Below are 13,433 nucleotides of genomic sequence, written 5' to 3'. Positions count from 1 at the left end.
ACCAGTTAATTCAGTCAAGTGAAATGTACTGTGCGGTTAATTTGGGCTGGCGCCCAGCGCCGTGCTGGTTTAGAAAAAGGCATGTCGATCAATGAATCTGAGCTGCCGGAAAAAAGTTCTTCACGGGCGCGCTGGAAACAGGATCCGGAGGGTGTGCGTGCCAATATTCTGGCGGTCGCTCTGGAAGAGTTTTCCGCGAATGGTCTTTCCGGCGCACGCATGGATGAGATTGCGGCCAAGACCCGCTCTTCCAAGCGCATGATCTACTACTACTTCGGCGACAAGGAGAGCCTCTACCTCAAGGCTCTGGAAGCGGCCTACAAGAAAGTGCGCAAGGGCGAAGAGCAGCTGGAGCTGAACCATTTGCTGCCAAGGGATGCGCTGGCAAGGCTGGTGGCCTTCACTTTCGATCATCACCGCGAAAGCCCGGCGTTCATCCGGCTGGTCATGATCGAGAACATTCACCACGGACGCTATCTCGAGCAGTCGGAAGAAATCAAAAGCCTCAATGAAGCCGCGATTTCCCAGATCGCCGGCATCTACGCAAAAGGCGTGGCCGATGGTGTCTTTCGCGAGGGGCTGACACCCTTGAGGATCCATTGGCTGATATCGGCCATGAGCTTTTTCAACGTTTCCAACGCCACGACCTTTTCCATGCTGTTTGATCCGGAGTTGCAGTCCACGTCCGGTCAAGCCGCCCTCAAGGGGGATGTCTGCGAAACCGTGATGCGTTTTGTGGCAGTCTAGGCGGCGTCAGCAGCCCTTGCCGGGCAGGCAGCAGGCGCGGACGGTTTCGTTGTTTTTGCAGCAATCCTGCAGGAGATAGCGGACGAGCGCGCCGATGGCGGTGAAGTCGACACTGTAAAGGATCTGCCGGGAGTGCCGGGCAGAGGTGATCAGGCCGGCTTCTGCAAGGTTTGCAAGGTGGAAGGACGTTCGGGACGGTGTTGCCCCGACAGCTTCCGCAATCTCTCCCGCCGGCAGGCCGGCTTGTCCCGCTTCCACCAGGCATTTGAGCATCCGCAAGCGGGTCGCGCTGGAGATTGAGGAAAAGGCGGCGAGTGCATCGGCTTCATTCATATTTCAAACTTTCTTGAAATAATGGTTCGAGTGTGGCATTTCTTATATTTCAACAATTGTTGAAATGAAAGGATGAGCTATGACTTTGAACGACCTTCTTGACCTTCTCGACGCGCTGCCTACGGAAGCGCCGCTTGTTTTCAGCACCGATGCAGGCCCGATCGGCGACGGGTATCATGTGACCGAGCTGAAGCTGGTTCAGGTTGACAGCATTGATTGCGGTGCTCGCCGCAGCAACTGGACTGAATGCGTTGTTCAGTTGCTGGACGGAGAAGGGGATGGGCACATGTCCGTCGGCAAGTTTTCTGCCATCGCCCGGCAAAGCAGCCACAAGATCAACGGCCTGGCAGATCACGAGTTGCAGGTCGAGTTTGCCCCCCGAAACAGCGGGCTGAGAGTCTTTCAGCCTTTGGTCCCCGAACTTCTGAACGGAACTGTTGCGTTGTTCCTGAAGGAGGCGAGGGCGCATTGCAAGCCGGCGCTGGAGCGGGTTCCAAGCCTTGGCACTATCGGCTGCTGTGGTACCGGTAGTGCAGGTGCATGCTGCGCATCTGCTTAAGTGACGTTCGCACGGTCGGTTCCGGCCCCGATCGTTAATTGACGCCGTTTGCCGGGCTTTCTCACGCATCAACGACATGTCGATTGCTCACCTGAGTGTCCTCAGCCGCGATTGACATGTCGAAAAATAACCATATAACTAGATTTGTAGTTATTTAAGCGAGGCGCAGATGGATCTGGAAATTGCAGCGCAAGGCTTTGCGGCGCTGGGCTCGGAAGCCCGGTTGCAGGTGGTGTTGACCCTGGTGAAGGCCGGGCAGGCCGGTCTGACGGTAGGGGACATCCAGTCCCGCACCGGCATGGCGGCATCGACGCTCGCGCATCATCTGAAATTTCTCGCCTCCGCTGGCCTCGTGTCCCAGGAAAAGGATGGCCGCTCGGTGATCAACCGGGCCGCCTACGGTCATCTTGAGAACCTGGCCGGTTACATCCTGAAGGAGTGTTGCGTGGACGAGAAAGACCGCGCTTGCCTTGCCGCTGAAAAGGAACCCGCCGATGTCTGATGCCCTGAACAACCTTCAGCCGGGTGACGGCGGTTCGAGTTGCTGCGCCCCGAAGACTGCCTGCTGCAGCACGCCGGTTTCGAAATGGTCGCTGACGTCTCTTGCCGTTTCAAAATATCTCCTGTCGACCTGGACCATCGTGATCGGTGGTCCCTTGCTGGTCCTCTTGCTGGACCAGCCGCAATTTGTTGCCTTTGTGAGTTTCGCGATTTCGGCCTTTGCCGGGACGTTGCCATATATCGCATTCGCCGTGGCCCTGATCGCCTGGCTGAAGGCGGCCGGGGCGGAAGCGTTCGTCGGACGGGCCTTCGAGGGACGTGAGACGCAGGCAATCGTGCTTGCCGCCCTGTTCGGCGGGCTTGCACCTTTCTGTTCCTGCGAGGTCATTCCGTTTATCGCCGGCCTTCTGGCAGTTGGTGCTCCGCTATCGGCAATCATGGCCTTCTGGCTGTCATCCCCCTTGATCGATCCGCCAACACTGCTGATCACCGCTGGAGCGCTGGGCTGGCCGTTTGCGGTCGGCAAGGCGGTCTTTGCGGTGGCACTGGGCCTTTTCGGCGGATTTGCAGTGGCATTGGCTTTGCGCAGTGGCTTTCTTGCCAATCCGGTCAAGATCGGGGCGGCGACCGGTGGCTGCGGCTGCGGTGCATCCCCCAGGACAGGGCGGCCCGTCTGGAGGATCTGGCAGGAGCGTGAGCGCACCGACAAGTTCCGCAGCGAACTGAAAGCCAACGCTCTGTTTCTGATCAAATGGCTGGCATTGGCCTATGTGCTGGAGGCGGCGCTCGTGACTTATGTGCCTGCGGATCTGATCGCACGGGCCGTTGGCGGCGACGGGATGGGGGCGATCCTTCTGTCCGCGCTGATCGGCATGCCTGCCTACCTCAACAGTTATGTGGCTCCGCCGCTTCTGTCGGGCCTGATGGACCAGGGGATGAGCGCAGGGGCGGCGATGGCGTTCATGATCGCAGGGGCGGTCAGTTCGATCCCGGCAATGGCCGCCGTCTGGTCACTGGTCCGGCCGCAGGTCTTTGCCGCCTATATCGGCCTTGGCTTTGCCGGTGCGGTGCTGTCCGGCCTGATCTTCCAGCTGGTTGTCTGAGGGAGCGGAAATGCGCACGAACGTGATTGTTAGCGTCAAGCCGCAGGATACCGGCCGCCGGCTGCTGGTGCCTGTCGGTCTGCCGACACCCCATCAGACGCCGGTCCGGTTCGATGTCGAGGGCGGCCAGATATCCCTTGCAGGTGAAATCACGACCGGACAGATGGTGGCCATTGTGTCGGTGGAGCCGAATTCGGAGATCTCCGTCAAATACGAATACCGTGACGAGGGGCCAGGCTATCCGGACGCGGTGTTTGCACCGCTGCGCAACCGGTTTACCCGAGCCGCTCAGGATCTTGTCTTCGATGCGATCAACATCGCCGACAGCCAACCGGACGGACATGCTGCCATTCAGGCGCTCGTCAACGCGGCGGCAGAAAAGTTCCGCTACGCCCACCCGCAAGTGCGTTTCAACGAGGGCCATGACGAGGTGCCCTATCTGTCCTGCGGGCTGACGGAAGGATCCTGCGTCGACATCAACACCTACCTGATCGCCAGTCTGCGCGCGGCTGGCTTCGAGGCCGGTTATGTGACCGGGTATTTCTTTCCGGCAGAAAAGAACGGCTGCTGCGATGACATGCACTGCTGGGTGGTGACCCGGCACCAGGACGTGGTGCTGGAATGGGACATCGCTCATCATCTGAAGATGGGGACCCGGGAGATCTGCTGCGGACTCAACCCGAAACCGGGTGACCGGGTCGCGCTGGCCCATTCCATGGGGCTGACCTTTCCCGAACTCGGGATCTTCTGCGAAAAGCTGATTGCCGAACCCGTCTGGCTGTCACCGGACGGGCTGGAGAAGGCGGAGGTCACAATCCGCCGGGACATCGTCTGACGACGCCGTCCTCTCATATTTGCCTTCGTCAAGGACGCGCCTCAAATGCGCCGTCGCCGGTTTGTGGGTAGGAGCGTCGAAACGCATTTCCGGATCGGCTTTCAGCACCCGGCCAATTGCCTCGCGCACCGCGCGTTGGTGCGACCGGATCTTGTCGCCGCCATCGGACGAGAGGAAACGGTAGGCTTCGTGGAATTCGCGCAGCAGATAGCCTCAGTCCGGGAAATCAGCGAGTCGGTGGCTGGCCAGAGGCTGTTCTTCCGAAATATCTTTTTCCAGCTCGGATTATCCCCCCGCCCCATGACCACGATGGGCCTGAGCCCAGAGGGTCTGAGCGTAGCGGCTTCTGTCTCGACGGCAATTGAAAATACATAACCGGCATGCGTCATTTGCGTCAGAACGTCTCTTGCGCTCACCGGACAGGCGGATAATCTGGCCGCCCATTCCGCAGGACAAAATTCATGACAGTTGTGATTGTTGGAGCCGGCGTTTCCGGCCTTTCCACCGCCTGGGCCCTGACAAAAAGGGGTATTCCGGTGACGCTTCTGGAGCAGGGGCCGATCCCCAACCCGCTTTCGGCGTCCGGAGACCAGCACCGCATCATTCGCCGCGCCTATGGCGGGCAGGGTGGTTATCAGCGCCGGATCGGCGATGCTTATGCGGCCTGGGACGAGATGTGGGACGATCTGGGCGAGAAACATCTCGCCGAAACGGGCTTCATGCTGTTGTCGCAGCAACCGGGCGATGGCGGCGAGACCTATCGGGACGGCCTGGTTGAGGGCGGTTATCCGTTCGAGGATCTGACGCCGGAAGAAACTGCTAAACGGTTTCCCTTTGTCGATCCGTCGACCATCCGTTACGGCGCGGTCAGCGACGAAGGCGGTGTTCTGCTGTGCCAGAAGATCGCCGCCGGAGTGCGCGACTGGCTAAAGGCCAAGGGTGCCGATGTGCGCGAAAATGCGCAAGTCGCTGCGGTCGATACGTCTGCCGGCACGGTGACCCTTGCCGATGGAGGCCTGATTTCGGGTGATCATGTGATCGTCACGGCCGGTGCCTGGACGCTGGGGCTTTTCCCCAGGCTCGACATCAGCCTGACGACCTACCGGACTGCCGTGGTCTATCTGACGCCGCCGGAAGACCTGCGCGAGGCCTGGGAACGCTCACCCGCCATTCTCGATCCGGGCGGGCCGATCGACGGCTACATTCTGCCCCCGGTCGCCGGAACAGGGCTCAAGTTCGGTGCGGGCATTCACAAGTACAAGGCCCCGCCGAACCAGGACCGGATACCGGTCGCGGGTGAAGGCGAAACCCTGCGCGACTATTTCTCACCGCCGCTCAGCCGGATCAGGGAATACCGCGTGGATGACGTCGTCACCTGCGCCTACACCTTTACCTCGGACGAGCATTTCTTCGCGATGAGCGAAGGCAAGGCGACCGTGGTGTCGGCCTGCTCCGGTCATGGCTACAAGTTCGGTGCCGTCGTGGGCCAGAAGTTGGCGGAAGGCTTCGTCGGCAAGGACATGGACGCCGCACGGGTATGGCTGGAAGCGCGCGACTGATCGAGCTGGAACAAAAAAAGAAGGCTCTGGCGAAGCGGTTCGCCAGAGCCCTTGTTGTTTCTGCCGGTTATCTGGAGGACACCATCCGCATCATCGTGCCGTCCTTCAGCGCGACATGATGGTAGAGTGCACCGAGCACATGCAGCGCGATCAGCACGATAAAGAACGGTTTGCTCAACTCGTGGATTTCTTCCGCCGTGTGAATGCCGCCATACCAGGCCAGCAATCCGGTGATCGGTGCCAGCAGCATGGTCAGATAGAGCAAACCATGGACACCCCTGGCAGCCAGTTCCTGTAACCTGGAAGCGGGCAGTGGAGCCGGGACACCGAATTTTACCCGGACCAGAAGACGCATGAGGGTCAATGCCAGAATGGCAATGCCCACCCAGATATGCGCATTGCCGAGGAAGCCGGTTGCCGCATCCGGTACGTCGCCGTCACGCAGGGCGTGTTTGAAGTCCCCCATGCTTTCGCCGAAGATCAGCTGAAACAGGATCAGGGCGGCAATCACCCAGTGCAAAATGATATGTATCGGACTGTAGGAAGCTGGCTGTGTCCTGGACATGGCGTGCTTTGGCTCCTCGCAAGGAAGTGAAATACCCGATATGTGTGCCACGATCTTGCGGGCGGAGGTATCAGGGAATTGTACTATTTGGTAACGGTTCCATCCGGTTTTGCGACAATTGGAAAAAGGGTGGACCAGTGCCTTTCCAGGCCGGTCCGTTTGCGATCAGGAGGAGACATCATGCCGGTCGAAATCAGAACGCTGACGGGTTCCGATCTGACGGAAGCCCTCAACGATCTTGCGCGGCTTAGGATATCGGTCTTCCGCAGCTGGCCGTATCTCTACGAGGGCTCTCTCGATTACGAAGCCAGATACCTGCAGCGCTATACGCAGACGCTGGGTGCTGTGATCGTCGGGGCTTATGACGGTGACCGGCTAATCGGGGCGGCGACCGGCGAGCCGCTCGGTGCGGAACTGGAAGCTTTCAAGGTACCTTTCGTCGAGCAGGGACTGGATCCGGAACAGGTCTTCTACATGGCGGAATCCGTCCTGGATCCTGCCTATCGCGGCCAGGGCATCGGCCATCGCTTCTTTGACGAGCGCGAAGCCCATGCCAGGCGGCTCGGTTTCGGTGAGGCGGCGTTCTGTGCGGTGATCCGCCCGGACACGCATCCCCTGAGGCCGGCCGACTACGCGCCGCTCGATCCGTTCTGGCGCAAACGCGGTTATGAAAAACTGGAGGGGCTCGTCGTGACGTTTCCCTGGCGCGATGTCGGCGAGACCGTTGAAACCGACAAACCCATGCAGGTGTGGCACCGGACCTTGTGAGGGATGGCAGGCAGAACAAAGATCAGCAACGAACGCAAAAGACAAAAAACCGGGGTCTGGTAGCCAGACCCCGGTTTCCGTTTCCTGCGGAGGCTTACTTCAGCGTCCAGCGGATGGTGACATTCGCGCTGATGGTTTCCTCGCCGGCCTCGATCGGCACATCGGCGGATTTGGTCATCATCATGCCTTCGGCGCGCATCATGTAAGGACGCGGCATTTCGGTTCCGGTTTCCGTGATGTCGGCAATGGTTCCAAGATCGACGCCGGCCGCTGCCGCGAAGATGTCCGCCTTGTGCCGTGCGTCGTCAACCGCCTTCTTGCGGGCTTCGTCCAGCATCTCGTCGGCATTGCTGACTTCGAAGCGTATGGAATCGACCGAGTTGGCACCGCTCTCGACCACAAGAGTCAGCAGGCCACCGAGCTTGGCCAGATCGCGGATCTTGACCTCAACACCGTTGCGCACTTCGTAGCCTGCAATATCCGGCTGGCTGCTGGAATTCTTGGAGTGATCGTAGCGCGGGTAGATGCCGAACCCCTTGGTCTGGATGTCCTTTGCCTCGATGCCGTTCGCCTTTACCGCTTCGATGACTTTGGCAATTGCGGCGCTGTTTTCGGCAAGAACGTCGGCGGTGGATTTGCCTGTGGTGACCACGCTGGCGGAAATGACGGCCATGTCGGGGGCAACGGAAACCGCGCCGCGGCCCTGCATGGTGATTGTGCCGGCCGGTGCCGGGGCATCTTCGGCGAAAGCCGGTGCGGCACTCACGAGCGCGGCACTGAGGCCGGCGGCCAGAACGGCCTTGCGCAGCAGGGAGACGGAGGGGAAAAGAGGGGCATTCATATGAACTTATCCTTGATGGAAACAGTTTGTTCGATGGGCGGACACTCGCCTGTGATTGCGGCGCCGTAATGACGGTTGTGTTCATCTGCCGTTCATCTGCAAAAACCGCAAACCGCGTCAAAGCTGGCGTTAAAAATTGCTTCTTCGGTCTAACCGGTTTTGCGTGACAGGTCGCCGACTTCGCCGGTTTGCGACAACAGGATTGCTATCGGTCTGGAGCCTTCAAAACGGGCACAGACAATCACGATCATCACGGTCAGGGGGACGCACAGAACCATGCCGACAACACCCCAGATCGCCCCCCAGAACGCCAGCGACAGCATGATGACCAGGCCGGACAGGTTGAGGTTTGACCCCATCAGGCGCGGTTCGACCAGATTGCCGATTGTGAACTGGATGAGACCGAGGCCGGTTGCAATGGCGATGAAGGGGCCCAGTGTGTCGTAATAGACGACGGCAAGGAGGCTGGGAAAGATCACGCCGATCAGCGAGCCGATTGTGGGAATGTAGTTGAGCAGGAATGCAATGAAGCCGAACAGCGCGGCATAGGGCAGGCCGATGGCAATCAGCACGAGGCTGGTCAGCACTCCGGTGGCAACCGAGACGGCGGTCTTGATCGAGAAATAATGCATGATCGAGCGGTTGATCTCGGCCCGCATGGCGAAGGCGGCGTCCGCCCGCTCGGGCGAGGGAAACAGACGCTCGAACTTGCGGTCGAAGGTCGACTGCTCAAGCACAAGGAACAGGACATAGATGAACACAAGACTGGCCGACCCGGCCAGCGTCGTCACCAGGCTCGCACCCGCGGTTACCATCCGCGGCACAATGGAATCGGGCAAAAGATCCTTCAGTTCGATCGGATCGTTGAGGTGCAGTTGGGTCGAGGCCTGGGCAAAGAGTTCTTCCAGACGCCGCTGATAGGTCGGCGCGTCCTGGGCGAGCTGGGTGAGATTGACGGTCACGATGTCGAGCACAACCGTGCCGGCAAAGAAGATCGCCAGCAGTGCCAGAGAAAATGACACAAGACGGGGCAGGCGCCACCGGCCAAGCGGAATATGCGCAAAGACATGGGCCAGAGAGTTGATCATGTACCAGACGATCAGCGCGATCACGAACGGCAGGATCAGGGAGCGCCCGACCACCAGCAGCCAGCCGATCATGCAGACGAGCAGGATACTCAGCGTGGCGGTGAGAAGCGGTGATCGCATGGTGGCTCCGGCTGGCGAGAATGGCGGGTCTTGTCACCGGGTGACTCGTCGACACCCCGTCTGCCACATTTAGACCCGATGGCGCAGGCGAACGGAACCCGTTTTTCCACCAAAGCCCTCCCAGTCGGTCTGGAAACGCCTTCACCCTGCCAGTTTCCAAACCTTTTTCACCCTCCCGTTGCAAAGCACTTGCCCCGGAGATTGGCCATGGTATAGGGAACCAGACGCAGGGCCTTGCAAGGCTTCGCCCTGCCGTGGGCCTGTAGCTCAATTGGTTAGAGCCGTCCGCTCATAACGGATTGGTTGGGGGTTCGAGTCCCTCCGGGCCCACCACTTCCCTTTCGGGGCGTTGGTTTTCCTTTCGGGTTTTTCCTTTTTGTCCGCGCGATTTGTCAGCCGAAGAAAGCGGGTTTTCTTCTGTTCCCGTGAATTTTCGTGATGCTTGAATGCTGGCGTCGGCCAGCATGTGTGCTGCCTTGAAAGAGGGGCGAAGATGTTACTTTGCCGGCGGGTGAGGTCAGCCTCGACCAACACGCTTGGCATTACCACCCTCGGCATCCACGGCGAACATGATCTTGGCAAACTTGCCCGTGCATGAAGGTCTCATTGAAGGGGGCTGTCGCCTGGAACCATGCATTTGGCGACGTTGAACCTACCAGCACGTTGGCTTTTGTCACCGGCAGCTTGCCAATCACGATCACCGGCGCGGCGCTGGACCAGGATGTGGCGCTTGTCGATGCGGGGCTGGATTTCGGCGTGACTGACACCCTCAACATCACTGCCGATTGCACCGGCTCCTTCGGTGAGCGTCAGCAGGACCACACTTTCGCTGCGAAACTCAGGGCGAGGTTCTGAGACGGCAGGCATGGGTTTATGCGGTCTTGTCGATCCCGTTAGAAATGGCTGCCGGGAACGAAAGATGCCCCGCGACGCTGGACGGGGCGATGTTGGGCGCTTAGCTTTAATCGGACGGCCTGAGGGAGCCCCATGTGGGCCACATCGTTGATCAAGCCAGCCACGTGCTGCAACGATGAACGGATGTGCACATACCTCAACGGTCTTCAGGATCGGACATGAGCGGGAACGTGAGTTTGGCTTCCTACACGCAGGCAACAGGTCATTTCGAGAACGGAGAATTTGCAAATGCGCAGCACGCCGTTTCCGCCTGCCTGCAGGAGATCTACGCGAATATTCATCGCTTCGCCCTGACGGAAAACCTACAAAACATATACGGCACGAAGGTTTCGGTGATTGTCGTATCCCATCGGAGCGGCCTTGAGGCCTGCGAGGTTGGCTGGGGTATCGAAGATTTCGTCCGACGTCCGGACGTTGAATTGATTTTCGTCGGCAATGGGCCTGGAGCCTCTGAGGGGGCATCCGGCCTGTATGCGGACAAGGCGCGGGTATTCGGCTTGCCGGAGAATATCGGTTGCTCGGCGGCGCGAAACGTCGGTGCCTACGTTTCCCGAGGGGGGTGCCTTCTGTTTCTGGATGATGACGCATCGACAGGGGCGGCAGATCTCGAACTGCTTGCATGCACCTGTGTCGAGCGCGGGGCGGTGGCTGTGCGCGGGCGCATCGCGCCGAAGTCCGGAAACGGGCTGAAAGGCAACCACTACGATCTCGGCGACTGTCTGAAACCGGCGCCGCCGACGACGGAGGGTTTTTCGGCCTGGCAGGCGGTAGCCTTCGAAAAATATGGCGGCTTTGATCCGCTGTTGGCGGGCCACGAAGGCATGGATCTGTGTTGCCGGATGCTGGGCGAGACGGAGGCGAGGCAGTTTCTCTATCAGCCGGGCGCGGTGATGCGTCACGATTATGCCGGAGACGACCGGCAACGATCGCAGAAGGTGGAGAAACTCCAGCTTTCGGACAGGTATCTTGCGTTCAAGGGGATCGACAAGGATCGGGTTGCCTCCGCCTTCAAGGAGGTTGAGAAGGAGCATGCCGTCTGACTTGCCAAAGAGGTCTCCTTGCGAGTTTGGGAACCCTGCGATGACTTTTCCGGGCGAACTGCATGGATAGGCCTGACGACACCTGGCTGAGCCAGCGCTTCTGTTCCAATCCGTTCGACCGGATCGAGACCCAGCCGAACCAGGACATTCACTTTTGTCCCGCGGCCTGGCAACCGGCCGCAATAGGCAGCCTGTCTGACGATCCTGAAACCGCCTGGAATTCGCCCAAAGCCCAGGAAATACGGCGGTCGATCCTTGAGGGCGACTTTTCGCATTGCTGCCGTCCGGAATGCCCGCGCATCGCAGGGCGCGATCTTCCGAAGCGCGAGGAGATCCTGTCGTCAAGAGACCCGTCTTCTGCGGTCGCCTACTATCAGGAGATCATCCGGAGCGGCAAAACCTACCTGGAGAAGCCTCCAACATGCGCCAGCCTTGGTCATGACTTGAGCAGCAACACAGCCAGTCCCGTCCGCGGAACTGAACCTGTTCAACTGAAAAAGTATGATGCCGACAGGCTCGACTGGATCTTTAACGAGCCATACACACGCTTTCTGTCCCAAACCGACCGAATAACCATCGGCCGCGAAGGCGAGCCCTTTGCAAGCCGGCATTTCCTGAACTTCCTGAAGACCTATTGCCGTGAGGCAGAACCGCGAAAGGCTCTGGACCTTCACAGCAATGGCCTGCTGCTGACGGAAGCCGTCTGGAACCGGCTGGATCTGTGGGGGCATGTCGGCAGCGTTCGTGTGTCTGTTGACGCGGCAACGCCGGAAACCTACGGCAAGTTGAGGCCGGGCCAGCAGTTGGCCCAGCTGATGCCCAACCTTTATTTCCTTGGCCATTTGCGCAGATTGAAGGTCATTGACGAGTTCCAGATGGTGTTTGTTGTCCGGCAGGAGAATTACACCGAGATGCCGGATTTTGCCCGGCTTGCACGCCGGGTTGGGTCCACGGGCATTCTGTTCCGGAGGATGCGCGATTGGCGTGAGTTCGACGAAGAGACAGGTCGCGAAAAGGACATCGCTGACCCTCGCCATGCCGAATACGAGCAGTTGCAGCTGATCCTGGAGGACCCAGTCCTGAAGGCTCCGGACGTCGAGGTCGAGGGGCTGGCGCTCATGGTGGCGCGAGCGACCGTGAAGAAAACACTCCGGCCAGGCGGCGCATCCGACCTGATTTTGCAAGGTTGAGTGGCATGGTGCGTCACCACATTCTGCTATCAGCGGGAAGAAGCGGCACGCATCTGCATCAGACCATGATGCGGCACGGTCTTGAAAACGCTGTTGTGCTTGGGGAACTGTTCAATCCGTCGTCTCCCTTCGGCCTTGAGACCATGACGCCGGACTTTCTTGCCCTCCTGGAGGAGGAAAGCGGGATTGAAGTGGACCTGGCCAAAGCGAAAGCACTTGCAAATCATTTCAGGGAAGATCCGGTATCCGTCCTGAACGCGCTTTCCAGGGTTTGCAACCGCCTTGGCTTCGACGTCTTGTGCTACTCGATCCTGCCGAAGCAATTGGCTGGCAGATTGATTGAGGACATCCTTTTTCAGTTGAATTGCTCCTGCGCCTTTCTGACGAGAGAGCGGTTTGCGAGATATGTCTCTCTTGTAAAGGCACGGAAGCTTGGAGCCTGGAAATGGGTCGATACGACCTCCCTGAAACCGGAAATCACGATGGAAGGGTTTCTGGCGGATGCCGGAACCACTGACGACTGGTTTCGGTTCCTGTCGGAAAGGGTGCTCAGTGCGAGGCTTGATGTTCGGCACCTTTCCTATGGTGCCGATCTCAACCAACCAGCCCGGACCGCCTTTTACAGCCTGCAGAGGAAGTACCAGGGTATCTGCGGATTGTCCGCCTTCGACTTCACGCTGATACCGGATTTCAAGCAGGAGCGGGAAAGAGACCCTTTCCTGTCGATTTCAAACGGCGAAGACATTCGCGAAGCGCTTCAGCAGGCCTCCTTGTGGGACTATGCCTTTGCGGAGCCTGCCGTCTTTTCTGCGGATGGTTATGTCTGATCACCTTTTGACAGGGACAGGATATAATCATCGGGTGACTGGCCGACCGTGAACTCGAAGTCCGGTGCCCAGTTTTCCCGGATGCGTGCTATCCGCCGCGTGAGGTAGAGATCCCAATTGGACGGGATGCCGCTGCGGGGGAAATCCGACGACGGTGGCAGGGTTTCGAAAAAGAGGCCTCTACTTCGGAGTGCCGAGAAGTACCTGGGCGGGCACACGACGACGATCGTTTCGAACTCGGCAAGCTTCTCCAACTGGTCTTTCAACGCGTTGGAAAGGTGATCACTTGCCTGGTCGAGTGCCCAGACAAGTGCGACGGTGCCTTTCCTGCGCTGTTCCGACAAGAGGGCGGCATTGTCTTTTGGGTTGGCATCAAGTTTCTGAAAGCTGCCAAGGGCAACCCGAAGTCCGATTTTGCGAAGGCTTTGTTTGAAAGACACGG

Annotated in this window: 16 protein-coding genes and 1 tRNA gene; 12 read left to right on the top strand and 5 right to left on the bottom strand. The window is 59.2% G+C overall.

Going from position 1 to position 13,433, the window contains the following annotated elements:
• Nucleotides 1-81 precede the first annotated feature (81 nt).
• Nucleotides 82-747, top strand: coding sequence for a TetR/AcrR family transcriptional regulator (locus tag ACYQ54_RS05780; protein WP_460080167.1), 666 nt, complete (start codon nt 82-84; stop codon nt 745-747).
• 6 nt (nt 748-753) lie between these two features.
• On the opposite strand, the gene ACYQ54_RS05775 is transcribed toward ACYQ54_RS05780, so the two are convergent.
• Complete coding sequence (locus tag ACYQ54_RS05775; protein ID WP_460080166.1) at nt 754-1,080, bottom strand: ArsR/SmtB family transcription factor; 327 nt, start codon at nt 1,078-1,080, stop codon at nt 754-756.
• 79 nt (nt 1,081-1,159) lie between these two features.
• On the opposite strand from ACYQ54_RS05775, the gene ACYQ54_RS05770 reads away from it, so the two are divergent.
• The 5 genes from ACYQ54_RS05770 (at nt 1,160) to ACYQ54_RS05750 (ending at nt 5,637) form a co-directional block, all read left to right on the top strand.
• Nucleotides 1,160-1,639, top strand: a complete 480-nt coding sequence (locus ACYQ54_RS05770; RefSeq protein WP_460080164.1) for a DUF6428 family protein — start codon at nt 1,160-1,162, stop codon at nt 1,637-1,639.
• Nucleotides 1,640-1,808: 169 nt separating this feature from the next.
• Nucleotides 1,809-2,141, top strand: coding sequence for an ArsR/SmtB family transcription factor (locus tag ACYQ54_RS05765; protein ID WP_460080163.1), 333 nt, complete (start codon nt 1,809-1,811; stop codon nt 2,139-2,141).
• Nucleotides 2,134-3,243 (top strand): permease, encoded by a 1,110-nt coding sequence (locus tag ACYQ54_RS05760; protein WP_460080161.1) that lies wholly within the window; start codon nt 2,134-2,136, stop codon nt 3,241-3,243. The genes ACYQ54_RS05765 and ACYQ54_RS05760 overlap by 8 nt, the downstream gene beginning before the upstream one ends.
• Before the next feature lie 10 nt (nt 3,244-3,253).
• Nucleotides 3,254-4,078 (top strand): transglutaminase-like domain-containing protein, encoded by an 825-nt coding sequence (locus tag ACYQ54_RS05755; protein WP_460080158.1) that lies wholly within the window; start codon nt 3,254-3,256, stop codon nt 4,076-4,078.
• A 461-nt stretch (nt 4,079-4,539) separates the two neighbouring features.
• Nucleotides 4,540-5,637, top strand: a complete 1,098-nt coding sequence (locus ACYQ54_RS05750; protein ID WP_460080157.1) for an NAD(P)/FAD-dependent oxidoreductase — start codon at nt 4,540-4,542, stop codon at nt 5,635-5,637.
• A gap of 67 nt (nt 5,638-5,704) precedes the next feature.
• On the opposite strand, the gene ACYQ54_RS05745 is transcribed toward ACYQ54_RS05750, so the two are convergent.
• Complete coding sequence (locus ACYQ54_RS05745) at nt 5,705-6,202, bottom strand: cytochrome b (RefSeq protein WP_460080155.1); 498 nt, start codon at nt 6,200-6,202, stop codon at nt 5,705-5,707.
• 180 nt (nt 6,203-6,382) lie between these two features.
• Between ACYQ54_RS05745 and ACYQ54_RS05740 the strand changes: the two genes are divergently transcribed.
• Nucleotides 6,383-6,970: a GNAT family N-acetyltransferase gene (locus tag ACYQ54_RS05740; protein ID WP_460080153.1), complete on the top strand. Its 588-nt coding sequence runs from the start codon at nt 6,383-6,385 to the stop codon at nt 6,968-6,970.
• A 94-nt stretch (nt 6,971-7,064) separates the two neighbouring features.
• Here ACYQ54_RS05740 and ACYQ54_RS05735 read toward each other — a convergent pair whose 3' ends face one another.
• Both ACYQ54_RS05735 and ACYQ54_RS05730 read right to left on the bottom strand, forming a co-directional pair.
• On the bottom strand, nt 7,065-7,811 hold the full coding sequence (locus tag ACYQ54_RS05735) for an SIMPL domain-containing protein (protein WP_460080151.1): 747 nt from the start codon (nt 7,809-7,811) through the stop codon (nt 7,065-7,067).
• Nucleotides 7,812-7,960: 149 nt separating this feature from the next.
• Nucleotides 7,961-9,019, bottom strand: a complete 1,059-nt coding sequence (locus ACYQ54_RS05730; protein WP_460080150.1) for an AI-2E family transporter — start codon at nt 9,017-9,019, stop codon at nt 7,961-7,963.
• A gap of 256 nt (nt 9,020-9,275) precedes the next feature.
• Here ACYQ54_RS05730 and ACYQ54_RS05725 point away from each other — a divergent pair.
• The 5 genes from ACYQ54_RS05725 (at nt 9,276) to ACYQ54_RS05705 (ending at nt 12,991) form a co-directional block, all read left to right on the top strand.
• A tRNA-Ile gene (locus tag ACYQ54_RS05725) sits at nt 9,276-9,352 on the top strand.
• Nucleotides 9,353-9,613: 261 nt separating this feature from the next.
• Nucleotides 9,614-9,874 (top strand): autotransporter domain-containing protein, encoded by a 261-nt coding sequence (locus tag ACYQ54_RS05720; RefSeq protein WP_460080148.1) that lies wholly within the window; start codon nt 9,614-9,616, stop codon nt 9,872-9,874.
• A gap of 218 nt (nt 9,875-10,092) precedes the next feature.
• A complete protein-coding gene (locus ACYQ54_RS05715) occupies nt 10,093-10,974 on the top strand; it encodes a glycosyltransferase family 2 protein (RefSeq protein WP_460080147.1) in 882 nt (293 codons plus the stop codon).
• Nucleotides 10,975-11,036: 62 nt separating this feature from the next.
• A complete protein-coding gene (locus ACYQ54_RS05710; RefSeq protein ID WP_460080145.1) occupies nt 11,037-12,164 on the top strand; it encodes a hypothetical protein in 1,128 nt (375 codons plus the stop codon).
• Nucleotides 12,165-12,169: 5 nt separating this feature from the next.
• Nucleotides 12,170-12,991: a hypothetical protein gene (locus ACYQ54_RS05705; RefSeq protein WP_460080144.1), complete on the top strand. Its 822-nt coding sequence runs from the start codon at nt 12,170-12,172 to the stop codon at nt 12,989-12,991.
• Here ACYQ54_RS05705 and ACYQ54_RS05700 read toward each other — a convergent pair.
• On the bottom strand, nt 12,982-13,431 hold the full coding sequence (locus ACYQ54_RS05700) for a hypothetical protein (RefSeq protein WP_460080142.1): 450 nt from the start codon (nt 13,429-13,431) through the stop codon (nt 12,982-12,984). The two genes, ACYQ54_RS05705 and ACYQ54_RS05700, sit on opposite strands and share 10 nt — an antisense overlap.
• Between the last annotated feature and the right edge of the window lie 2 nt (nt 13,432-13,433).

It is taken from the genome of Roseibium sp. LAB1, from assembly GCF_054658235.1.
This window is presented reverse-complemented; position numbering and strand designations above follow the sequence as displayed.

Excerpts from the sequence above, each read along its gene's own strand:
- ACYQ54_RS05740 (WP_460080153.1), top strand. The coding sequence starts at position 6,383 with ATGCCGGTCGAAATCAGAACGCTGACGGGTTCCGATCTGACGGAAGCC.
- ACYQ54_RS05735 (WP_460080151.1), bottom strand. The coding sequence starts at position 7,811 with ATGAATGCCCCTCTTTTCCCCTCCGTCTCCCTGCTGCGCAAGGCCGTT.
- ACYQ54_RS05765 (WP_460080163.1), top strand. The coding sequence starts at position 1,809 with ATGGATCTGGAAATTGCAGCGCAAGGCTTTGCGGCGCTGGGCTCGGAA.
- ACYQ54_RS05755 (WP_460080158.1), top strand. The coding sequence starts at position 3,254 with ATGCGCACGAACGTGATTGTTAGCGTCAAGCCGCAGGATACCGGCCGC.
- ACYQ54_RS05745 (WP_460080155.1), bottom strand. The coding sequence starts at position 6,202 with ATGTCCAGGACACAGCCAGCTTCCTACAGTCCGATACATATCATTTTG.
- ACYQ54_RS05770 (WP_460080164.1), top strand. The coding sequence starts at position 1,160 with ATGACTTTGAACGACCTTCTTGACCTTCTCGACGCGCTGCCTACGGAA.
- ACYQ54_RS05710 (WP_460080145.1), top strand. The coding sequence starts at position 11,037 with ATGGATAGGCCTGACGACACCTGGCTGAGCCAGCGCTTCTGTTCCAAT.
- ACYQ54_RS05780 (WP_460080167.1), top strand. The coding sequence starts at position 82 with ATGTCGATCAATGAATCTGAGCTGCCGGAAAAAAGTTCTTCACGGGCG.
- ACYQ54_RS05730 (WP_460080150.1), bottom strand. The coding sequence starts at position 9,019 with ATGCGATCACCGCTTCTCACCGCCACGCTGAGTATCCTGCTCGTCTGC.
- ACYQ54_RS05705 (WP_460080144.1), top strand. The coding sequence starts at position 12,170 with ATGGTGCGTCACCACATTCTGCTATCAGCGGGAAGAAGCGGCACGCAT.
- ACYQ54_RS05760 (WP_460080161.1), top strand. The coding sequence starts at position 2,134 with ATGTCTGATGCCCTGAACAACCTTCAGCCGGGTGACGGCGGTTCGAGT.
- ACYQ54_RS05750 (WP_460080157.1), top strand. The coding sequence starts at position 4,540 with ATGACAGTTGTGATTGTTGGAGCCGGCGTTTCCGGCCTTTCCACCGCC.
- ACYQ54_RS05775 (WP_460080166.1), bottom strand. The coding sequence starts at position 1,080 with ATGAATGAAGCCGATGCACTCGCCGCCTTTTCCTCAATCTCCAGCGCG.
- ACYQ54_RS05715 (WP_460080147.1), top strand. The coding sequence starts at position 10,093 with ATGAGCGGGAACGTGAGTTTGGCTTCCTACACGCAGGCAACAGGTCAT.
- ACYQ54_RS05720 (WP_460080148.1), top strand. The coding sequence starts at position 9,614 with ATGAAGGTCTCATTGAAGGGGGCTGTCGCCTGGAACCATGCATTTGGC.